A 22,840-nucleotide genomic window follows, 5' to 3' on the forward strand; every position below is an offset into this window, starting at 1 on the left:
ATTTATGTCTTTAATTAAAAAAACTAAAGATAAAAAAGTAAATTTTGAATTCAATAAAGAATATTTGAGAGTTGTTACCTCTAAAATAGCTAACAATGATGCAAAATTTATTAATGACTCATTCAATGAAATGCACCCTGCTGATGCAGCAGACATAATTGAACACTTAAGCGTTAGTGATAGAGAAAGTTTAATTAAATTAAATAATTTTAATATTGATGCAGAGGTTTTTGTAGAATTAAATGAGTCTATACAAATTGAAATAATTAAATATTTATCTTCAGATTCAATTGTAACTATTCTTACTAACCTTGAGTCAGATGATGCTATTTCGATATTAGAAAATGTACCCGAAGAATACAAGAACACTATATTAAGCTCATTACCACCTAAAGACAGATTTGCTCTTTTAGAAAGCTTAAGCTATCCAGAAGATACTGCTGCTAGACTTATGCAGCGTGAGTTTACAGCTATACCAAGCAACTGGTCTGTAGGTCAAACAATTGACTACCTAAGAGAAAATAAAGATCTGCCTGAGGAATTTTTGGAAATTTTTATTGTTAATGAAGAATTTAAACCTATTGGAACAGTTCCATCATCAAGAGTGCTTACTTCACCGAGAGACACAAAGATGGCAAGCATTATGTCTGAATCTCAACTATTAGTGCCTGTAGATATGGATAAAGAAGAGGTGGCGAACCTTTTTGAAAATTATAATCTTAACTCAGCAGCTGTAGTTGATAAAAATAATAAATTGGTAGGAATGATAATGAACGATGATGTTCTTACAGTTTTAAAAGAAGAGGCTGAGGAAGATGCATTAAGACTTGCAGGTGTAGGTGATGAGGAAATTACAGATGGTGTTGTTACAAAAACTAAAAGAAGATTTAACTGGCTTTTACTGAATTTATTTACCGCTTTTTTAGCTACTTGGTGTATTAGTCTGTTTGGAGCAACTATTGAGCAAATGGTTGTTCTTGCTTTCCTAATGCCAATTGTTGCTTCAATGGGCGGTAATGCAGGAATGCAAACATTAGCTGTTACAGTCAGAACAATTGCAACAAATGACTTAACCCAAAATAATTTTTCATCTAATGTTTTTAAAGAATTTTCAATTGGTATATTAAATGGAATTATATTTGCCGCTATAAGTGCTTTAATTGTTCAAATTTGGTTTCAAGATAGTATTCTTTCAATAATTATTTCAATATCAATGGTACTAACGATGATTATAGCTGGACTGTTTGGTATACTTGTTCCTTTTACATTAAAAAAAATGAATATTGATCCCGCAATTGCATCTAGTGTTTTTGTTACGACCATTACTGATGTAATAGGTTTTGTGTCATTTTTAGGTGTTGGAGCTTACTTTCTTTAAAAGTTATCAATTAATCTTATGTTATCAATATAGTAAGCAACAAATAAACGTGAGCCTTTAACAGTATTAGATATTTTAAGATTTTTAATTGATCTTAATTCCAAGTATTCAATTTTAATTTTTAAAAAATTCTCAAAATATTTCATTTGAATTTTTAAATTTTGTTTTATTGTTTTACTATTTGCTAAATTTCTTTTTAATTTAATTAAATTTTTGCTCAAAAAACTTGCTTTTTTAATTCCATTTATGTCTAAATGATTATTTCTTGAAGACAAAGCTATTTTGCTTTTATTTCTGATTGTTTTGCATGAAATAATAGAGGCTTTACATTTATTTTTTAGATAATTTTTTATTAAGAAATATTGTTGATAATCTTTTTTACCCATAAATATTTTTTTTGGGTTTACTAAATTAGCTAATCTTTCCATTACATCTAGAACACCTTCAAAATGGCCTTTTCTATATTTAGCACATAAAATTTTTTCTTTATTTGCGATTTTTATGTTTGATTTTTTACTATTATTATAAATGTCTTTAAATTTTGGGATGTATAAGAAATCTACTTTTTTAGTTTTTTTTAAAATTTTAATATCCTTTTTAATATTGGTGGGATAGTTCTTGAAATCTTTTTTATTGTTAAATTGTTTGGGGTTAACGAAAATACTTACTATTGTTGTTTTGCAAGTTCTATTTGATTTTTCTATAAGTGATAAATGACCCTCATGTATGCTCCCCATTGTGGGAACAAATCCAACATCATTAAATGGCCTTAAAGCTTTATATAATGAATTATTATTTAATATAATTTTCATTTGTATTAGAAATATAGATAAGTAAAACATTTATATGATTAAACAAGCAATTATTCCCCTAGCAGGTCAAGGAACTAGACTATTGCCTTTAACAAGTGTTTTTGCAAAAGAACTACTCCCAATAAATGGAAAGCCAGGAATTGAATATATTTTAGATGAATGCATTGAAGCTGGTATAAAAGAAGTCATTTTCATTATATCAAATAAAAAAAAAATGATTAAAAATTATTTTTATAGTGACGCTTTTTACAAAAAAATTATTAAAAAGAAAAAAGATCCCAGAATAATTACTGAATATAAAAAAATATTAAAATATAAAAAACTAATAAAATTTGTTTATCAAAATATACCAAAAGGAACAGGTGACGCTGTATTTAAAACGAGAAAATATATAAAAGATAAATATTTTTTAATGTTGCTGCCAGATGATTTGATAATAAAAAAAAATTGTTCCAAAGATATGATTAAAGTCCATCACAAACATAAATCCTCAGTAATGGCTAGTATGATGGTTAATTCTAAAACAGTTTCAAGGTGGGGTATCTATAATTTAAATAAAAAAATTTCAAAAAATGATTATTTTATTGATGGAGTAGTTGAAAAACCTTCAATTAAAAATGCTCCCTCTAATAAAGCAGTAATTGGACGATACATTCTTCCTAAAACAATATTTAATAAACTATCCAAGCAAAAACCTGGTAATGGTGGGGAAATACACATAACAGATGCTATTCAGACTTTAATTAAAGAAGGTGAAAAATTTATTGCCCATAATTTTTCAGGTAAATATTTAGATTGTGGGACGATGCAAGGATTTATTAATTCAAATAAAGAAATAGGAAAAATATGAAACTTTGCATGATAGGTACAGGTTATGTTGGTTTGGTTAGTGGTGTCTGTTTTTCTGATGTTGGTAATATTGTTTACTGTGTAGATAAAGATAAAAAAAAAATAGAAGAATTGAATAAAGGCAATGTTCCTATTTATGAGCCTGGTTTAGAAGAGCTATTAAAAAAAAATTATAAACAAAATCGTTTGAAATTTACTACAGATTTACAAAAAGCAGTTTCAAGTTCTGACATAATTTTTATATGTGTTGGAACTCCAACTAAAAAAAATAGCAATTCAGCTGATTTAAAATATGTTTTTGGTGTTGCAAAAGAATTAAAAAAGATAATTAAAAGTTACAAAATAATAATAACTAAATCTACAGTCCCAGTGACTACTGGTGATAAAATTGAAAATATTTTAAAAAATTTAAAAAAAAGAAAATTAGTCGATATCGTTTCTAATCCTGAGTTTTTAAGAGAAGGTGAGGCCATAAGAGATTTTATCTATCCAGATAGAGTAGTGATTGGAACTGAAAGTAAGAAAGCTAATAAGATTATGAAGTCACTTTACATGCCTATTATAAAAAAAAATAGCAGGTATTTTAATACTACACGTAGAGGTGCCGAGTTAATAAAATATGCTTCAAATGCTTTTTTAGCTACAAAAATTTCATTTATTAATGAGATTGCAAATCTCTGTGAAAAAGCGGGTATAGATGTAAAGGATATTTCTTTTGGTATGGGATCTGATGAGCGCATTGGTGATAGGTTTTTGAGAGCAGGACCAGCTTATGGAGGATCTTGTTTTCCAAAAGATACTAGAGCTTTAATCGATACAGGAAAAAAATTTGATACAGATTTATCTATAGTTAAAACTGTTGTTACATCAAATGATAAACGTAGATTTTTATCAATAAAAAGAGTTGAGAAAATTTTAAATAATAAATTTTCAAATAAAACAATCACATTTCTTGGAGTAACATTTAAACCAAATACAGATGATATGAGAGAAGCCTCTAGCATACCTATGATTAAATATTTTAATAAAAAAAATTGCAAAGTAAGATATTTTGATCCGACTGGTGAAAAGGAGGAATTTAAAAATTTAAAAAATGTTAAGCATTTTAATAATATAAATACTGCATGCTTAAATAGTGATTTAATAATTTTACATACTGAATGGAATGATTTTAAATTATTAAATTTTAAAAAATTAGTAAAAAAAAGAAATTTTAAGATTTATGATATGAGAAATATGTATTCTCCTTCAAAAATGAAAAAATTAAATATCAATTACTTTGGAATTGGAAGATAGTTTAGTTTAACTCAAATATAGCATCAACTTCCACAGAAACACCGAGTGGTAAGCTATTAGTACTTACTGCAGCCCTTGTATGCATGCCAGCATCTCCAAATATTAATGATATTATATCTGACGCACCATTAATTACTTTTGGTTGTTCAATGAAATCTTCAGTTGAATTTACAAAACCAGTTAATTTTACACATGATTTAATTTTAGACAAATCTCCTCCACATGCTTCTTTAGCTTGAGCCACTAAGCTTAACCCACATCTTTTTGCAGCGTCGTAGCCCTGTTCTGTATTTAAATCTTTTCCAACTTTTCCTTTAATTAAGTCGCCATTTTCATTCATGGATATTTGACCAGAAATAAAAAGCAAGTTTCCAGATATTTTTGTTGCCACATAAGATCCAACTGGAGCTTTTGCTTCTGGTAAAATTATTTTAAGTTCATTTAGTTTATCTTCAATTTTCATTTTTCAATTTCTCCATAAATTCTTTATGGGATTTACTGTTTTTAAATTTAATAAGTTTATCTTTTAAGTTTAATTTATTAAATTTTTTTTTTCCATCGTTATATTTTTCTGAAGTTTTTGCTTTTATTAATTCAGCTTTTTCAGCAGTTTTTTTTTTTATTAATTCTGCTTTTTCGGTAGTTTTTTCTTTTATTAATTCTGCTTTACATTTTGCATATTCTTTACTTAATTTTTCAAATTTAATGCATTCATCCGCTAGAGAGAAGTTAACATTAGCAATTGTTAAAATTATTAAATATACGAACAGTCTATAATTCATTATTTGGATTTTTTCTTTTTTTTTGTTTTATCGTATTCTTTCCTTTTCTCAATGAGTATTAAAGCCTCTTCCATTGTAAGCTCTGTTGGATCTTTTTCTTCAGGAATTGTTGCATTTAAAGATTTATATTTAATGTAAGGACCATATTGTCCCTTCATAACTCTAACTGGTTTTTTATCTTCTGGGTGTTCTCCTAAATCCTTAATAATCGAAGAAGACATTCTTCCTGGTTTTGCTTCAGCAATAAGAGTAATTGCTCGATTTAATCCTATAGAGAAAATTTCATCAATATTCTCTATTCTAGCAGATTTGCTTTCACACTTAAGATAAGGCCCAAATCTTCCAGTATTTAAAATTATTTCTTTTTGATTATCAGGGTTAACACCAATTGATTTTGGAAGAGAACATAAAAACTGAGCTTTTTCTAAATCTATACTTTCTAACTCTAAACCTTTTGGTATAGAAACATTTTTAATTAATTCATTAACATCCGGTTTAGATTTTTTGGTTTTTTTCTTTTTTTTAGTTTTTGTTCCCTCTAATTTTTCTTCCTCAAGTTTTTCATATTGAAGATAGGGACCAAATCTTCCATTTTTCAGATATATATCATTACCATTTTCATGTTTTCCTAAAAATTTAGGTTCTGCTAACTGTGATTGAGCCGCTGCTTTTGCCTTAGACAAGGGTCTAGTGAATTTACACTCTGGATAATTTGAACATCCTATAAAAGCTCCACCTCTAAAACTATTTTTAAGACTTAGTGAACCTGTTTCACATAGCTGACACTTTCGAACAATATTTCCATCTTTATCAGTATCAAAAATTAAAGCACCTAAACTCTCATTTAAAAGATCTAACACTTCTCTTGTTCTCTTCTCCTTAACCTCAGAAACATTATTATTAAAATCTTTCCAAAACATCTCTAAAACTTTTATCCAGCTTTCTTTACCAGTTGTAATTTCATCTAATTGATCTTCCAAACCTGCAGTAAAGTTATAATCTACATATTTAGAAAACAACTTTTCTAAAAAGGCAGAGATAAGTTTTCCACGATCCGTTGGAAAAAACCTTTTATTTACTATTTCTGCATAACCTCGATTAGCTATAGTTGAAATTATACTTGCATAAGTAGAAGGTCTACCAATTCCTAGTTCTTCTAATTTTTTCACTAAACTTGCTTCAGAATATCTTGGAGGTGGTTGTGTAAAATGCTGTTCATCTATTAATGCTTCAATATTAATTGGTCCTTTAGACATTTCTGGTAAAATTTCTTCATCATCATCTTTACTTGTATTTGAGTATACTTTTAAAAAACCATCAAATTTAAGTACAGAGCCACTTGCCTTACATATTGTCTGATTATCTTCTGACTCTATTGTTATGGTATTTCTATCAAATTGGGCAACTTCCATTTGTGAGGATAAAGCTCTGGACCAAATTAAATTGTATAGTTTTTGTTGATCACTGCTTAAATATTTTTTTAAAGTATCGGGTGCTCTATTTATATCAGTTGGTCTAATAGCCTCATGAGCTTCTTGTGCATTCTTAGCTTTTTTACCAGAATAATTATTTGCAGATGCAGGCAAATATTCATTACCATACTCACTTTTAATAAAATTTCTAAAATCATTTATTGCATCAGCTGATAAATTAGTTCCATCAGTTCTCATATAAGTAATCAATCCAACAGTATCTCCATCAATCTCAACACCTTGATATAATTTTTGTGCAATTTGCATTGTTCTTGAAGCTCCAAAACCTAATCTACTAGATGCAACTTGTTGTAATGTTGAGGTTGTAAATGGACCAGAGGGGTTTCTTTTTATAACCTTTGATGAAATATCTGTTATTTGAAATTTTTTATCTTTTATTTCTTTGATTGCTTTTTCAATGCTATTCTTGTCTCTAAAAGTAAATTTTTCTATTTTATCACCATTCAATTGAGAGATGCTTGCAGTAATAGTGTTTTTATTATCATCTCCAAATTTAAGAGTAAGTGTCCAAAATTCTTCTGGATTAAATAATTCTATTTCATGTTCTCTTTCAGTGATTAATTTTAAAGCTACAGATTGAACTCTTCCAGCTGATTTTGACCCAGGTAGTTTAGTCCAAAGTATTGGAGAAATATTAAAACCAACTAAGTAATCAAGAGCTCTTCTTGCCATGTAGGCATCCACTAACAAAGGTTCGATTTGTCGTGGATTTTCAATGCCATGAATTACAGCTTTTTTTGTTATCTCATTAAAAACAACTCTTTCAATTTCTTTATCTTTTAAAAGTTTTTTTTCATCAAGATATTCTTTAACATGCCATGCTATAGCTTCACCTTCACGGTCAGGGTCAGTCGCAAGTATTATTTTAGAGGATTCTTTTGCAACATCAGTTATTTCTTTTAAATATTTTTTTGAAAAACTATCAACTTCCCATTCCATTTTAAAATTATGATCAGGATCAACTGATCCATTTTTCGATGGTAGATCTCTTATATGACCATAACTAGCTAAAACAGTATAATTATCACCAAGGTACTTGTTGATAGTTTTAGCTTTTGCAGGACTTTCAACTATGACTAGATTCATAATTTAACAAACTACTTAAAAGTGTTTGATAGTCAAATTAATAAATTTTAGTCTTGTTTTCTTCTTTATTTATCAGTCGTTTAATATTTTCTCTATGAGTATAAAATATTAAAATAAACATTATTCCAAAAAATAATTCATTTTCTGTTGATTCAAACAGAAATAAATAAACAGGAACTGAAAAGGATCCAATTAATGATGCTAATGATGAAAATTTAGAAATAAAAAAAGTTACAAGCCAACAAATACCAAAAACAATTCCAAACATTATATTCATACTGCATAATATACCAACATAAGTTGCTACTCCCTTACCACCTTTAAACTTTAACCAAACTGGAAAAACATGACCCAGAAAAGCACATAAAGCTGATACATAAATCAGATCAGGAAAATTTACCTTTACATATAAAACTGGAATAACTGCTTTAACTATATCAAGTATTAAAGTTGAATAACCAATAAATTTATTTCCTGTTCTTAGAGCATTTGTTGCACCAATGTTACCTGATCCAATATCTCGGATATCTTTTTTTAAAAAAATTTTAGTTAATATTAAACCAAAAGGGATAGAACCCATTAGGTATGAGATAATACCTATTGTTAATAATTCCATTTTTATATCTTAAATAATTCTTTACCTTTTACAAATGTATTGGTTACTTTTCCTTGAAGTTTTTTGTCTTCAATAGACGTATTTTTGGATTTAGAAATTAAATTTTCTTTTTTTACAATCCAAGGTTTATTTATATCAACAATACAAAAGTCAGCATCATTACCAATTGAAAGATTTCCTTTATTGATATTTAAAATTTTAGCTGGATTAGATGTTAGTGCTTGGATTATTGTTTCAAGTTTTACAGATCCATTATGAAATAGTTCCAAACTTAAAGACAATAAAGTTTCAATACCAGACGCACCTGTTGCTGCTTGCGAAAATGTCAATCTTTTTGATTCTTCATCTTCAGGTTTATGATCTGAAACAATGACATCAATTGTTTTATCTTTTAATCCTTGGACTAAAGCCAATCTATCTTCTTCTTTTCTCAATGGTGGAGATAATTTTAAAAATGTTTTAAAATCTCCAATATCATTTTCATTTAAGGACAGGTTATTTATTGAAACTCCACAAGAAAATTTAATATCATTTTTCCTTTCTTTGATGATTTCTACTGATTTACCTGATGATAGTTGAGATATATGATATCGACACTTTATTTTTTCTAATAATGTTAAATCTCTCTCAATAATTATTCTCTCAGCCACATCTGGTATACTTGATAATCCAAGTTTTGTGGCGATTATGCCCGAATTAATCATACCGTTTTTTGCTAACTCATAATCCTCAGCATGTTGCATTATTAGGCATCCTAAATCCTTTGCTGAATTCATTATTCTTGACATTAATCTAGTATTTTGAATTGTCTTTACACCATCTGTAAAAGCTACAATCCCTTTACTAGCTAACAATCCAAACTCTGTCATATTAGTTCCCTCTACATTTTGCGTAAGAGATGCGCATGGAAATATATTAATCTTAGATTTATCTCGTCCTCTTCGTTTTAAAAAATCTACTATTGAAACATTATCAATTACAGGATCTGTATTAGGCATTGTTACTACAGATGTTACTCCTCCAGATAGAGCTGCATTACTTAAAGTTCTAAAATTTTCCTTATACTCATACCCAGGTTCTCCAACAAAAACTCTCATATCGACTAAACCAGGGAATATATGTTTTCCTTTTAAATCAATTGGTTTTTCTCTAGATGGTAAATTATTTGTATTTACTTTTTTTCCTACTGCTTCAATTTTACCTTCTTCACTAACAATTAGTCCTCCATTTTCATTAATTGAATTTTGTGGATCAATTATATTTGCGTTAATAAAGTATTTTTTTTTCATTTATTCACAAAATATTTTTAAACAGGCCATCCTTACAGCAACTCCAAGTTCAACTTGTTCTTTGATTACACTTTTATTTATATCGTCTGCCAATCTGGTATCTATTTCAATGCCTCTATTCATCGGGCCAGGATGCATTATTAGCGCATCAGGTTTAGCATGATCTAATTTATCAGGTGTTAAACCGTAATATTCATAATACTCTCTATTTGATGATAAATAAGAACTTGTCATTCTCTCATTTTGTAATCTTAGCATCATTACAATGTCACAATCTTTCAGTCCTTTTTTCATATCGGTAAAAGTATTGACACCAAACCTTTCAATTTCTTTTGGCATCAAATTTGTGGGAGCAACAATATTTACTTCAGCACCAAGCATTGTTAGTAAATAAATATTTGATCTTGCGACTCTGGAGTGAAGTATATCTCCACATATAGCAATTTTTAATCCTTCAATTTTTTTCTTTCTATTTCTTATTGTTAAAGCGTCCAGTAATGCTTGAGTAGGGTGCTCACGCCTTCCATCACCTGCATTTAATACTACACAATTTACTTTCTGAGATAATAAATTGCATGCTCCAGAATCTTGATGTCTTATTACAATAATGTCAGGATGCATCGCATTTAGAGTCATTGCTGTATCAATTAAAGTTTCACCTTTTTTAATTGCTGAATTATTCATATTCATTGACATCACATCTGCACCAAGTCTTTTTCCAGCTAACTCAAATGAACTTTGTGTTCTTGTTGATGGTTCAAAAAATAGATTAATTTGAGTTTTGCCTCTAAGAACATCAATTTTTTTGTTCTTACTCTGATTTAATTTAATGAAAGTTTCAGATTCATCTAAAATGTAGTTAATATCACTAACTGATAGATCTTGGATACCTAACAAATGTTTTTGAGAAATTTTAATAGCTTTGATGTTTTTTGCCATTAAAATTAACTTTATAACTATAAAGCCATTGAATGGCAAGGATTAATTATTTAGATAGTCTATGGCTCCCTGAAGAATAAAAGCTGCTGCGTTCTGATCTATATTCTTTTCTCTTTTAGATACATTAACATCTAATTGGCTTGATAAATTAAAAGCCCCAACAGTTGATAGCCTTTCATCCCAGAGACACACATCAACATCTATCTCTTTATCTATATTTTTAGATACATCATTGACTGACTGTGCTGAAGAGCCTGAAGATCCATCCATATTTAAAGGATAACCAATGATAATTGCCTTGATGTCATTCTCTTGAATAATGTTTTTCAACTCTTCAATTAATTCATTATTTTTTGATTTAAGTATAGTTTTGTAAGGGGTAGCAATTAATTGCTTTTCGTCACAAATTGATACACCAATTCTTTTTGAGCCCAAATCTAAACCTATCAAACGACATTTTTCTGACTGTTTTTTTTTAAATTCTTCTATTGTGATCATGTTGTATATTTTAAACTATAGTGATAGTTTGCGTCATATTTAAATATCATATGAGCATCGATCTTAAAACCATAAAGCATATATCTAAATTATCAAGAATTTCAGTAGATGAGAAAAAAGCTGAAAAACTTGCTAGTGATTTGAATTCAATTTTTGATTTCATTGAAAAACTCAATGAACTTAAAACTGAAAATGTTGAACCACTTACATCAGTGGCTGAAACGACTTTAAAATTAAGACCTGATGAAGTTAAAAGTAAAAATTTAAGGGAACAAATAATAAAAAATTCTCCAAAAGATAATGAAGATTATTTTGTTGTACCAAAAGTTATAGAATAATGTCTGATATAACCAAGCAAACGCTTTCTGAATTAGTTAATAATATTAAAGAAAAAAAACTTTCTTCTTCAGAAATTACACAAGCTTTTGTTGATAGATCAGAAAAATCAAAAGAATTAAACACTTATATTACTGAAGATTTTAGTAATGCTTTAGATAAAGCTAAAAAATTTGATGACAACCCAAAATTGGATTTAAAATTACCAGGAATACCAATGGCTGTAAAAGATTTATTTTGTACAGCTAATGTAAGAACAACAGCTGGTAGCAAAATATTAAACAATTTTGTACCTACTTATGAGTCTACTGTTACTCAGAATATTTGGAACGAAGGAGCAATTCTTATTGGTAAATTAAATTGTGATGAATTTGCAATGGGATCATCAAATGAAACAAGTTTTTTTGGAAATGTTCAAAATCCGATTGATAAAAATTTAGTTCCAGGTGGTTCATCTGGTGGTTCATCTTCTGCTGTAGCAGCACAATTAACTCCAATTACAATTGGAACTGATACAGGTGGATCTATTAGACAACCGGCGTCATTTACTGGTACAGTGGGTTTAAAACCAACTTATGGTAGTTGTTCAAGATACGGAATAGTTGCTTTTGCATCTTCTCTTGATCAAGCTGGTCCAATGGCTCAAAATGTTCAAGATTGTGCTTTGTTGCAAGAGGTAATTAGCTCATACGATCAAAAAGACTCAACTTCTATTGATTTTAAAAGAAACCTGTACAGCAAAGAATTAACAAAAGATATTAAAGGAAAAAAAATAGGTATACCAAAAGAATATAGAGTTGATGGAATGCCAAAAGAAATTGATGATCTTTGGCAGAAAGGTATTGAATACGCTAAAGATTGTGGTGCAGAAATAATTGATATTTCTCTTCCACACACAAATTACGCTTTACCAACTTACTATATAGTGGCACCAGCTGAAGCATCTTCTAATCTTGCAAGATATGATGGTGTTAAATATGGCTTCAGAGCTGATGGAGAAAATCTTATTGATATGTATGAAAAAACTAGATCAGAAGGATTCGGAGCTGAAGTTCAAAGAAGAATAATGATAGGGACATACGTTTTATCTTCAGGTTATTACGATGCATATTATTTGAAAGCTCAAAAAGTTAGAAAACTAATTAAAAATGATTTTGATGAAGCGTACAAAAAAGTAGATGCAATATTAACCCCATCAACGCCAAGTTCTGCTTTTAAAATTGGTGAAAAAACAAATGATCCAGTTTCAATGTACTTAAACGATATTTTTACTGTTCCTGTAAATTTAGCAGGTTTACCAGGAATTTCTATTCCAGCTGGTCATGACAGCAAAGGTTACCCTTTAGGTTTACAAATTATTGGAAAAGCATTTGATGAACAAAATATCTTAAACATTGCTTTTGCAATGGAAGAAAAAATTAATTTTAAAAATAAAATTACTGATTGGTGGATTAAGTGAGTAAAGAAAAGTTAGAATATTTAATTAATAGAAATGACAATCAATATGAAGTTGTCATTGGTTTAGAAGTTCACGCTCAAGTACTTTCTCAATCAAAGTTATTTTCTACATCGGCTACTAAATTTGGTGCTGAGCCTAACACGCAGGTAAGTTTAGTAGACGCTGCATTTCCTGGAATGCTTCCAGTGATTAATGAATTTTGTGTTAAGCAAGCAATTAAAACTGGAATAGGATTAAAAGCTAAAATTAACAAAAGATCTGTATTCGATAGAAAAAATTATTTTTATGCCGATTTACCACAAGGATATCAAATCTCTCAATTTAAGGACCCAATAGTTGGAGAGGGTAAAGTTATTTTAGATATGCCAGATGGTCAAAAAGAGGTTGGTATAGAAAGATTACATTTAGAACAAGATGCAGGTAAAAGTATTCATGATTTAGATCCAAAAAACACCTTTGTTGATTTGAATAGGTCTGGAGTAGCTTTAATGGAAATTGTTAGCAAACCAGATTTAAGATCACCAGAGGAAGTTAATGCCTATATTAAGAAATTAAGATCAATAATGAGATATTTAGGAACTTGTGATGGTAACATGCAGGAAGGATCTTTAAGAGCAGACGTTAATGTTTCTGTAAGAAAAAAAGGATCAAAAGATTTTGGTACTAGATGTGAGATTAAAAATGTCAATTCTATTAAATTTATGCAAATGGCAATTGAATATGAAGCAAATAGACAAGTTGATTTAATTGAAGATGGACAAACTGTAGATCAAGAAACAAGACTTTTTGATACTAAAAAAAACGAAACAAGATCTATGAGATCAAAAGAAGATGCTCATGATTATAGATATTTTCCAGATCCTGATTTATTACCATTAGAAGTTTCTGATGAATTTATCGATCAATTACAATTGGAAATACCAGAGTTACCTGATGAAAAGAAAAAAAGATTTATAGATCAATTTAAATTAACTCCATATGAAGCAAATATCATGGTTTCAGACATTGAAACCTCAAACTATTTTGAAGATGTTGTTAAAAAATCTGACGTTAAATTAGCAACAAACTGGATTATAGGTGAATTATTTGCTGCACTTAATGAAAAAAATTTAGAAATAACTGATAGTCCAATTAGTGCTGGTAATTTATCAAAATTAATAAATTTAATTAAGGATGGAACAATTTCTGGAAAAATTGCAAAAACTGTTTTTGAACAAATGATGGAAGGGGACAAGGATCCTAAAAAAATTGTTGAAGAAAAAGGATTAAAACAAGAAAGTGATCCAAAAGCTTTAGAAGCTTTAATTGATAAAGTAATTGATAGCAATAGAGATAAAGCAACTGAATATAAATCTGGTAAAGTTAAATTATTTGGCTTCTTTGTTGGACAAGTGATGAAAGTTTCAGGTGGAAAAGCTAACCCTCAGTTAGTAAATGAGATTTTAAAGAAAAAACTTTAGGTTCATGGGCTCAGACCTAAAAATTAGCACAAAAATTCAAGAGTACATTTTAAATAATGGACTAGATCTTCATTCAGTTCAAAAAGAAATCATTTCTTATAATGAGTCTATGGGAGATATTAAAAGGATGCAAATATCTATCTCGCAATCTCAATTTTTACACTTAATAGTAAAAACATCTAATGTTAAAAAAATACTAGAGATTGGTACTTTTACTGGTTTAAGTGCTTTATCAATGTCTCTTGCATTACCAGAAGATGGTAGAATTATTGCGTTAGATAAAAATCAAGAAACTAACGAAATTGCAATAAAATTTTTTGAGAAAGCAAAACAAAATCATAAAATTCAAACAATAATTAAACCTGCTTTAGAAAGTTTGAACGAAATAAAAGAAAATGATTTTGATTTAATTTTTATCGATGCTGATAAAAAAAATTATAAAGAATATTATGAAAAATCTTTAATATTATTAAAGAAACATGGCTTAATAATAATTGATAATGTTCTGTGGTACGGTCAAGTTGTTGATGAAAATAGCGATGATAAAATCACTTTAACTATTAAAGATTTTAATAATTTTATTTCTAAAGATAAAAGGGTTGAAAAAATTATAGTCCCATTAGGTGATGGTATGACAGTTTGTAGAAAATTATAATGTTTGAAGTATTTGGATTTTATAAGTTTATTAAAATTTCTTATTTAAAGAAAAATCAGAAAAAACTTCACAATAAATTATTAAATAAAAACATACGTGGAACAATTATTATTTCAAATGAAGGGTTAAATGGAACTATTTCTGGAAAAAATAAAGATATTAAATTGATTAAAGATTATTTACACAAATTATTTAAATTTGAAAAATTTGACAGTACTAATAATTCGAAAAGCTCTTTTCAGCCGTTTCACAAACCAAAAGTAAAAATTAAAAAAGAAGTGGTTCCAATGAACTTAAGTTTGAAAAAGAGAATTAAAAAAAAAGATAGTCATGTTAACCCTCAAAAATGGAACTCATTGATTAAAGACAAAAAAACAGTCTTAATTGATGCTAGAAAACCTTTTGAGTATAAAGTTGGAACTTTTAAAGGTTCAATTAATCCAGATGTGGATAATTTTCGAGATTTTCCAAAATATCTTAAAAAATTAAAAAAAAATCAACCTATTGCTATGTTTTGTACTGGAGGCATTAGGTGTGAAAAAGCGTCAGTCTTTTTGGAAAACAAAGGCTACAATAATGTCTACCAATTAAAGGGTGGTATTTTAAATTATTTAAAAAAAACAGACCCAAAAAAAAGTTTATGGAAAGGTGAGTGCTTCGTCTTTGACAACAGAATTAGTTTAAAGCATGGTTTGAAAATAGGTTCTTACTCAATGTGTAGCGGTTGTAGAAAACCTATTTCTTTAAAAGATAAAAAATCTAAAAAATATGAAGAAGGTGTTTCTTGTCCAAATTGTCACGATAATTTAACAAATGATCAAAAATCAAGATTTAGAATGAGACAAAAACAAATTAACCTTGCCAAAAAAACTGGAAAAAGTCATATCTTTCAAAAAGAATATTAAAATATTTTTAGTTTAAAGAAATGAATTTATTAAAAGAGGACGTCTCTCAACTTATAAAAAAACTTGCAATACCAGCAAGTGTTGGGACACTATTTCAAACATTATACACTTTAGTTGATACTTTTTATGCTGGGAAAATTTCACCTGAAGCTTTATCTGCATTAAGTAAATCCTTTCCAATCTACTTTTTAATTATCGCCACATCTATTGGTGTCACTGTTGCAGGAACTTCATTAATTGGTAGTAGTATTGGGGAAAAAAATGAAAAAAATGTTTTAGGTTATTTTACAAATATCATTCTTTATTCAGTAATAATTTCAATAATTGTATCGATAATTGGATTTAGTTTTTCTGAAAAATTATTTTTAACAATGAATTCATCCAGAGAGGTAATTACTCTTGGCCTTGAGTATACTAATGTAATATTTTATGGAACTATTCTCTTTATTCTGGTTGTTGCTTTAAATTCATTTCTTCATGCTGAGGGAGATACAGTTACATATAGAAATGCTCTTATATTATCTTTTTTTTTAAACATTTTATTAAATCCAATATTTATATTTGGATTTTTATTTATCCCAGCTTTTGGTGTTGCGGGTATAGGTTATGCAACTTTGATTGCCCAATTTCTTTCTCTAATAATCGTTTTAATTAAATTGTTAAAAAATAAACGTATTAAAGAGATCACTATTCAAAATTTTAAGATTAAATTTTTCTACATTAAAAACATTTTCTTCCAATCAATGCCAATCACAATAGCTATTCTTGGGTACTCAATTGCTGCAACGATTGTATTTACTTATGTTGCATTTACAGGAGAATATGCCGTTGCTGGTTATGGAGCAGCAACAAGGATAGAGCAGGTTGTCTTACTGCCTGTATTAGGGATAAATACAGCAATAATATCAATTATTGCACAGAATATAGGTGCCAAATATTATGATAGAGTAAAGCAATCTTATTTTACATCAGTAAAATACGGCTTGATTATAATGTTAGCGTCTGGAGTATTGGTCTTTGTAACTGCAGATTTAATGCCAAAATTTTTCTCATCTAACACGGAAGTTATTGAATATGGGTCAATGTATTTAAAAATTTCTGCATTTATCTTACCAGCATACCCAATTTTTTTTCTATCAAATGGTTTCTTTATGGCTTTAAAAAAATCTGAGAAAGCAATGATTAACAATATATTAAGGAACGTTTTGGTTCCATTTTTATCTTATTATATAGCACGTTCTATTGATGCAGACTTTAAAACTTTCTTTTATATCTGGGCAATATTGCAATGGTTAATATCAATCTTACTATTCTTTTATGTTAAATATTATATTAACAATAAATTAACTACCGGTTAATGTTTTATACAAAAAAGAAATTAATAATTTTGATAATTATTTCATCTATATTTTTTATACTTACATATAACGATGTAAGATCTGAAAATATAAATAAAATCTCAGGTTTTGCTAAAATTGTTGATGGAGATACAATCAAGATTAATTCAAAAAAAATTCGATTATACGGTATTGATGCACCTGAAAAAAAACAAAAATGTAAAAAAACTTATTTAACAATATCTTTTATGTCTTTTACTAAAGATTATATGTGTGGAGAAGTATCTACTCAAAAGTTAATTAAAAAGATTAATAAACAAAAATTGAATTGTAATATTATAGACGTTGATAGGTATAAAAGGTTAATTGGCGAGTGTTTTAAAAGAAATATAAATTTAAATTCTTGGATGGTTTCAAATGGTTATGCAGTAGCATATAGAAAGTATTCTAAAAAATATGTTTCTGATGAAATTAATGCCAAAAATAACAAATTAGGTATTTGGCAAGGTAAATTTGAAATGCCGTGGGATTATAGGCGTAAAAATTAATCTTTATAATCTTGAAGAGCTATCTTCCATCCATTCCCAAAGGTGTTTAGCAAATGATCTTCTAACAAATAAATTAACAATATTTTCGTCCTTATTGTGAATAATAACATCTATATGATTTAGCAAAGTTTGAGTTGTTGACCCTTTTTTTTCACGAAATAAGTTAAAATTAAAAGGACATCCTGAGGAAAAAAGTTCATATATTTTTTCACCTTTTATCTCTAATTGAACAAATTGGTCAGTAACATCAGTTACTGCTCCTAATGATGTTTTTGAAATATTGTTAAATAATACATCATTTAATTGGTATGTATTGGTTTCTTTGCTAGTAGTCTCATTTGATACAATCATCCATTCATCTGGACTTAACCATATGGCAGTAAGTTTATCACTAGATGAGGATGTATTTGCTTCTGTTGGCAAAATCATATTTAAACTTTTTCCTACATTTGTAAAAAATTCTCTTGTTTTACCTCTTAAATTTAATTTCATTATTGGTGCAATTTCTTTTACAGAAACACCGTTGTTATTAATTTCACTATTTGTTACTTGATTATAACTAAGCATTTAATCTTTCATTAGTTTGATCAAAAAATACTGGATTTGAAACAGTTACATTAATTGTTTTATCTTCCATAGGGATAAATAGTTTTTTACCCATCATATCTTTCCCACCTCTTACAACTGCTAGGGCTATAGATTTATTTAAATTAGGGCTAAAGTAACTTGATGTAACATGACCAAGCATTTCAACAGGACTTTTATTTAGTTCAGAAACAATTTGTGCTCCTTCCTCTAATACAACTTTAGGGTCATCTGTTAATAATCCCACCAATTGTTTTCTGTCTTCTCTCATAGTATCTGATCTGTAAAGAGATCTTTTGCCAATAAAATCATATTTCTTTTTACTAACAATCCAATCCATCTGTAAATCTATTGGTGTCATTGTTCCGTCTGTATCTTGGCCAACAATAATAAAACCTTTTTCAGCTCTTAATAAGTGCATCGTTTCTGTACCATAAGGAGTAATATTAAATTCTTTACCAGCCTCTATACATTTCTCCCATAGATCTTTTCCATAACTTGCTTGCACATTAATTTCAAAACTTTGCTCACCTGTGAAACTTATTCTCATAATTCTGCAAACAATACTTCCGATTTTTGCTTCTTTAAAAGACATGTGTGGAAAATTTTCATCAGACAAATCTAAATCAGGAATAATTTTTTTAAGAATTTTTTTGCTATTAGGGCCACACAAACTTGCTGTAGCAAATTGATCTGTAACTGAAGTTAAATATACATCTAATTCTGGCCATTCAGTTTGAAGGTAATCCTCTAATTTTCCAAGAACATTTGCTGCACCACCAGTTGTTGTTGTCATTAGATAATGATTTTCACCTAATCTTGTAGTAACACCATCGTCATATACCATACCATCTTCATTTAACATTAAACCATATCTACATTTGCCAATGCCAAGTTTTGACCATGCATTTGTATAAACTCTATTTAAAAACTCTGAGGCATCACTTCCTTGTATGTCAATCTTACCAAGTGTGGAGGCATCCAATATTCCTGAACTTTCTCTTGCAGCTTTGCTTTCTCTTTGAACTGCCTGGTGCATAGTTTCGTCATTGATAGGGTAGTACCAAGCTCTTTTCCATTGACCAACATTTTCAAATTCTGCTTTTTGTTCAACATGCCAATCATTCATAGGTGTTCTTCTAAAAATATCAAAAAACTTACCAACATTACGTCCTACAATTGTTCCAAATGTTAATGGGGTATAAGGAGGTCTAAAAGTAGTCGTTCCAAGTTCTCCCATCTTAACACCTGCTGTATCTGCTATTATTCCCAAAGCATGCATATTTCCTAATTTTCCTTGATCAGTTCCCATCCCAGTTGTTGTATATCTTTTGACATGTTCGATAGATCTGAAACCCTCTCTTAGTGCTAATTTTATATCTTTTGCAGTTGCATCATTTTGATAATCAACAAAAGGCTTAGTTTTGCCTAAAACTTTATCAGACGGTAATAACCATATGTTTCTTTTTGAAATCTCATGGTCGTTATTAACAGTAATATTTTCAAAATCTGTTTTATTTATATCTAAAAAATCTTTTAGTTTTTCATTTAAGTTTTTAAATATTTCATCAAGCTTAAAATCACCACAACAAGATCCAACACTCATTTGATCTGAATTATTTTTATTTGGAATAAATATTTTTTTATCCTCATCAAAAGTAAGTTTGTTACCTGACTGAGTATATAGGTGAACAGCTGGAGTCCATCCACCAGCAACTCCCAAGCAATCACATGAAATAGAAATTTTATTTCCGGTTACTGAAGTTCCATCATTTGATAGTTTCATTATTGAGACATTGTTTAATCTTTTATAACCAGAGGTATCAACAACTGTATGTTCCCAGTATATTTTTACACCTGCATCAATAACTTTTTTTTCTAAATTTGTTTCGGATTGCTTTCTAATATCAACTATTGCTTCAACTTTGATACCTTTATCGTTTAATGAAAGTGCACTTTCATATGCACTGTCATTGTTTGTAAAAAATATAATCTTCCTACCACAGGCTACACCATAAAAATCACTATATTTTTTAATTGCAGAAGAAAGCATTATTCCAGGTCTGTCATTATTATTAAATACCATCGGTCTTTCCAAAGCACCTGTTGCCAAAATTACCTTCTTTGCTCTTATTTTGAGTAATCTTTGTCTAATTTTATTTGTCTTGTCTTTTTTTTCTAAATGATCTGTTAAGTTCTCTCTTGCTAGCAAATAATTATATTGATGGTACGCAGCAACACTTGTCCTAGTTTTTATTTCTAAATTTTTAATATTTTTAAGTTCTTCAATTTCTTTTTTTAACCATTCAGATGAAATTTTATTATCAATTTTATTACTTTCATTGTTTTCATAAATAGTTGATCCTCCCAATTCATTTTTTTCATCTAAAAGTAAAGTTTTGTAGTTATTCTTTGCAGCATTTTTAGCTGCTAGAATTCCTGATATACCTGCTCCAACTACGAGAACATCGCAATGAATGTTTCTGTGATCGTAAATATCAGGATCGTTTGATGTTGGTGATTTCCCCAGTCCTGCTGAGTGTCTTATAAAGTATTCATATTTTTCCCAGAAGCTTGCTGGCCACATAAATGTTTTGTAATAAAATCCTGCAGGAAGTAGGGGTGATAAAAAATTATTTATTCCACCAATATCAAAGTTTACACTTGGCCAGCAATTTTGACTTGATGCCTCCATTCCTTCATATATTTCAACTTCAGTTGCCCTAACATTTGGTTCAGTTCTATTAGTATTGGGATTAATTTGAACAATTGCATTGGGTTCCTCAGAACCTGATGTCATTATACCTCTTGGTCTATGGTATTTAAAACTCCTACCTACTAAATGAACATTATTTGCCAATAAAGCAGAAGCAAGTGTGTCTCCTTTAAATCCATAATAAGTTGTACCATTAAATTTAAACGAAACTCTTGTTGTTTCATCAATATATTGACTAGATTTAACTCTTAAATTTTCTGACATTTGTTTTATATCGAAGGGGGTTTTTCTCCCATTTTATAGATTGCTTTAATCTCATCATTCGAAGTGTCTCTAATCATATTAAACCATTTACGACAACCATGAGCGTGGTTCCATCTTTCATATTGAACACCTTTAATATTTTTTCTCATAAATAAATATTCTGCCCATTCATCATCACTAAGTTCTGTTGGTTGTTTTGGTCTTTCTATATGGGCTTCACCACCAGCTTTAAATTCTTGCTGATCTCTCTCACCACAATATGGACAATTAATAACAAACATTAGTGAGCAACTGCTGCAGCACCATGTTCATCAACAAGGTCTCCACTTACAAATCTATTTAAATTGAATGCTGCATTAAGTTTATGTGGTTCATCATTAGCAATTGTGTGTGCAAACAAATCTCCTGATCCAGGTGTAGCTTTAAAGCCTCCTGTGCCCCAACCACAATTAAAGTAAAGTCCCTTGATAGAAGTTTTACTTAATATTGGACTTGCATCAGGACATATATCCACAATTCCTCCCCATTGTCTTAACATTCTCATACGACTAAAAATTGGATACAATTCTAAAATAGCATTTAAAGTACCTTCAACTATTTGATGACTGCCTTTTTGAGTATATGAAACATAATCATCTGTTCCAGCGCCAATAACTAATTCACCTTTATCAGATTGACTTACATAAGCGTGTACAGCGTTTGACATAACAACTGTATCAATAATTGGTTTCACAGGTTCTGACACTAGTGCTTGAAGAGGTTTGCTTTCTAGAGGAAGTCTTATTCCAGCCATATTAGCGACCACACTTGAGTGTCCAGCTGCCACAACTCCAATTTTTTTTGTTTTAATAAATCCTTTTGTTGTTTCTATACCTTCAACACTATCACCATTTCTTTTTATACCTTTTACTTCACAATTTTGAATTATATCAACACCCATTTCATCAGCACCTCTAGCATAACCCCAGGCAACAGCATCATGTCTTGCTGTGCCAGCTCGTCTTTGTAATGTACCACCAAGTACAGGATATCTTATATCTTGAGATGTATTTATAATTGGACAAAACTTTTTAACTTCTTCTGTACTCAAATAAACTGCATCAATGCCATTTAGTCTATTTGCGTGTGTTCTTCTTTTTAAATCTCTTACATCTTGCAAATTGTGAGCAAGATTCATTACACCTCTTTGACTAAACATTACATTGTAGTTTAACTCTTGAGATAATCCTTCCCAAATTTTTAGCGCGTGATCATAAAGTCCAGCACTAGCGTCCCATAAATAATTCGATCTGATAATTGTAGTGTTACGACCAGTGTTTCCTCCACCAATCCATCCTTTTTCAACAACGGCAATATTTTTCATATTGTGTTTTTTTGCTAAATAGTATGCTGTCGCTAAACCATGACCACCTCCACCGACTATGACAGCATCATACTCTTTTTTTGGAGTTGGGTCTTTCCATGCTCTTTGCCAATTCTCATGATATGAAAGAGCGTTTTTGATTAATGAAAATACTGAGTATTTATTTCCCATAAT

At 29.2% G+C, this 22,840-nt stretch carries 22 protein-coding genes; 10 read left to right on the plus strand and 12 right to left on the minus strand.

Features of this window, described 5'->3' with window-relative positions; genetic code table 11:
- Positions 1 to 4: 4 nt before the first annotated feature.
- Positions 5 to 1,378 carry a magnesium transporter gene (gene mgtE, locus ACTTAX_RS01080; RefSeq protein WP_440692209.1) on the plus strand — a complete coding sequence of 458 codons (1,374 nt, stop codon included), beginning with the start codon at positions 5 to 7 and terminating at the stop codon, positions 1,376 to 1,378.
- On the opposite strand, the gene ACTTAX_RS01085 is transcribed toward mgtE, so the two are convergent.
- Positions 1,375 to 2,220, minus strand: coding sequence for a pantoate--beta-alanine ligase (locus ACTTAX_RS01085; protein ID WP_440692211.1), 846 nt, complete (start codon positions 2,218 to 2,220; stop codon positions 1,375 to 1,377). The two genes, mgtE and ACTTAX_RS01085, sit on opposite strands and share 4 nt — an antisense overlap.
- Positions 2,221 to 2,224: 4 nt before the next feature.
- Here ACTTAX_RS01085 and ACTTAX_RS01090 point away from each other — a divergent pair, with 4 nt between their 5' ends.
- Positions 2,225 to 3,040, plus strand: coding sequence for a sugar phosphate nucleotidyltransferase (locus tag ACTTAX_RS01090; protein WP_440692212.1), 816 nt, complete (start codon positions 2,225 to 2,227; stop codon positions 3,038 to 3,040).
- Positions 3,037 to 4,335, plus strand: coding sequence for a UDP-glucose dehydrogenase family protein (locus ACTTAX_RS01095; protein ID WP_440692214.1), 1,299 nt, complete (start codon positions 3,037 to 3,039; stop codon positions 4,333 to 4,335). Before ACTTAX_RS01090 ends, ACTTAX_RS01095 begins: the two co-directional genes overlap by 4 nt.
- A gap of 1 nt (position 4,336) precedes the next feature.
- Here ACTTAX_RS01095 and ACTTAX_RS01100 read toward each other — a convergent pair whose 3' ends face one another.
- The 7 genes from ACTTAX_RS01100 to ruvX are packed head-to-tail and all read right to left on the minus strand — an operon-like array spanning position 4,337 to position 11,038.
- A complete protein-coding gene (locus tag ACTTAX_RS01100; RefSeq protein ID WP_440692215.1) occupies positions 4,337 to 4,798 on the minus strand; it encodes a RidA family protein in 462 nt (153 codons plus the stop codon).
- Positions 4,788 to 5,117: a hypothetical protein gene (locus tag ACTTAX_RS01105; protein WP_440692216.1), complete on the minus strand. Its 330-nt coding sequence runs from the start codon at positions 5,115 to 5,117 to the stop codon at positions 4,788 to 4,790. The genes ACTTAX_RS01100 and ACTTAX_RS01105 overlap by 11 nt, the downstream gene beginning before the upstream one ends.
- Positions 5,117 to 7,696, minus strand: coding sequence for a type I DNA topoisomerase (gene topA, locus ACTTAX_RS01110; RefSeq protein ID WP_440692218.1), 2,580 nt, complete (start codon positions 7,694 to 7,696; stop codon positions 5,117 to 5,119). Before topA ends, ACTTAX_RS01105 begins: the two co-directional genes overlap by 1 nt.
- Positions 7,697 to 7,733: 37 nt before the next feature.
- Positions 7,734 to 8,312 (minus strand): glycerol-3-phosphate 1-O-acyltransferase PlsY, encoded by a 579-nt coding sequence (gene plsY / locus ACTTAX_RS01115; RefSeq protein ID WP_440676959.1) that lies wholly within the window; start codon positions 8,310 to 8,312, stop codon positions 7,734 to 7,736.
- A 2-nt stretch (positions 8,313 to 8,314) separates the two neighbouring features.
- Complete coding sequence (gene pyrC / locus ACTTAX_RS01120) at positions 8,315 to 9,601, minus strand: dihydroorotase (RefSeq protein WP_440692220.1); 1,287 nt, start codon at positions 9,599 to 9,601, stop codon at positions 8,315 to 8,317.
- Positions 9,602 to 10,540: an aspartate carbamoyltransferase catalytic subunit gene (locus tag ACTTAX_RS01125; RefSeq protein WP_440676366.1), complete on the minus strand. Its 939-nt coding sequence runs from the start codon at positions 10,538 to 10,540 to the stop codon at positions 9,602 to 9,604. It abuts the gene before it with no gap.
- 42 nt (positions 10,541 to 10,582) lie between these two features.
- Complete coding sequence (ruvX, locus tag ACTTAX_RS01130; protein WP_440692222.1) at positions 10,583 to 11,038, minus strand: Holliday junction resolvase RuvX; 456 nt, start codon at positions 11,036 to 11,038, stop codon at positions 10,583 to 10,585.
- 50 nt (positions 11,039 to 11,088) lie between these two features.
- Here ruvX and gatC point away from each other — a divergent pair, with 50 nt between their 5' ends.
- The 7 genes from gatC to ACTTAX_RS01165 are packed head-to-tail and all read left to right on the plus strand — an operon-like array spanning position 11,089 to position 17,738.
- Complete coding sequence (gatC, locus tag ACTTAX_RS01135; RefSeq protein WP_075506772.1) at positions 11,089 to 11,376, plus strand: Asp-tRNA(Asn)/Glu-tRNA(Gln) amidotransferase subunit GatC; 288 nt, start codon at positions 11,089 to 11,091, stop codon at positions 11,374 to 11,376.
- Positions 11,376 to 12,833: an Asp-tRNA(Asn)/Glu-tRNA(Gln) amidotransferase subunit GatA gene (gatA, locus tag ACTTAX_RS01140; protein ID WP_440692223.1), complete on the plus strand. Its 1,458-nt coding sequence runs from the start codon at positions 11,376 to 11,378 to the stop codon at positions 12,831 to 12,833. The genes gatC and gatA overlap by 1 nt, the downstream gene beginning before the upstream one ends.
- Positions 12,830 to 14,293: an Asp-tRNA(Asn)/Glu-tRNA(Gln) amidotransferase subunit GatB gene (gene gatB, locus ACTTAX_RS01145; RefSeq protein WP_440692225.1), complete on the plus strand. Its 1,464-nt coding sequence runs from the start codon at positions 12,830 to 12,832 to the stop codon at positions 14,291 to 14,293. The genes gatA and gatB overlap by 4 nt, the downstream gene beginning before the upstream one ends.
- A 4-nt stretch (positions 14,294 to 14,297) precedes the next feature.
- Positions 14,298 to 14,948: an O-methyltransferase gene (locus tag ACTTAX_RS01150; RefSeq protein ID WP_440692227.1), complete on the plus strand. Its 651-nt coding sequence runs from the start codon at positions 14,298 to 14,300 to the stop codon at positions 14,946 to 14,948.
- Complete coding sequence (gene trhO / locus ACTTAX_RS01155) at positions 14,948 to 15,853, plus strand: oxygen-dependent tRNA uridine(34) hydroxylase TrhO (RefSeq protein ID WP_440692228.1); 906 nt, start codon at positions 14,948 to 14,950, stop codon at positions 15,851 to 15,853. The genes ACTTAX_RS01150 and trhO overlap by 1 nt, the downstream gene beginning before the upstream one ends.
- 20 nt (positions 15,854 to 15,873) lie before the next feature.
- Positions 15,874 to 17,211, plus strand: coding sequence for an MATE family efflux transporter (locus tag ACTTAX_RS01160; protein ID WP_440692230.1), 1,338 nt, complete (start codon positions 15,874 to 15,876; stop codon positions 17,209 to 17,211).
- Entirely contained in the window at positions 17,211 to 17,738 is a 528-nt protein-coding gene (locus ACTTAX_RS01165) for a thermonuclease family protein (RefSeq protein WP_440692232.1), read from the plus strand. Before ACTTAX_RS01160 ends, ACTTAX_RS01165 begins: the two co-directional genes overlap by 1 nt.
- A 3-nt stretch (positions 17,739 to 17,741) precedes the next feature.
- On the opposite strand, the gene ACTTAX_RS01170 is transcribed toward ACTTAX_RS01165, so the two are convergent.
- The 4 genes from ACTTAX_RS01170 to ACTTAX_RS01185 are packed head-to-tail and all read right to left on the minus strand — an operon-like array spanning position 17,742 to position 22,837.
- A complete protein-coding gene (locus ACTTAX_RS01170; protein WP_440692234.1) occupies positions 17,742 to 18,305 on the minus strand; it encodes a sarcosine oxidase subunit gamma in 564 nt (187 codons plus the stop codon).
- Positions 18,298 to 21,303: a sarcosine oxidase subunit alpha family protein gene (locus tag ACTTAX_RS01175; RefSeq protein WP_440692236.1), complete on the minus strand. Its 3,006-nt coding sequence runs from the start codon at positions 21,301 to 21,303 to the stop codon at positions 18,298 to 18,300. Before ACTTAX_RS01175 ends, ACTTAX_RS01170 begins: the two co-directional genes overlap by 8 nt.
- Before the next feature lie 5 nt (positions 21,304 to 21,308).
- The gene (locus ACTTAX_RS01180) at positions 21,309 to 21,584 is read right to left on the minus strand and encodes a sarcosine oxidase subunit delta (RefSeq protein ID WP_075506763.1); all 276 of its coding nucleotides are present in this window, start codon (positions 21,582 to 21,584) and stop codon (positions 21,309 to 21,311) included.
- On the minus strand, positions 21,584 to 22,837 hold the full coding sequence (locus ACTTAX_RS01185) for a sarcosine oxidase subunit beta family protein (RefSeq protein WP_440692237.1): 1,254 nt from the start codon (positions 22,835 to 22,837) through the stop codon (positions 21,584 to 21,586). Before ACTTAX_RS01185 ends, ACTTAX_RS01180 begins: the two co-directional genes overlap by 1 nt.
- Between the last annotated feature and the right edge of the window lie 3 nt (positions 22,838 to 22,840).

It is taken from the genome of Candidatus Pelagibacter sp. HIMB1695 (genome assembly GCF_052047655.1).
Classification (GTDB): domain Bacteria; phylum Pseudomonadota; class Alphaproteobacteria; order Pelagibacterales; family Pelagibacteraceae; genus Pelagibacter.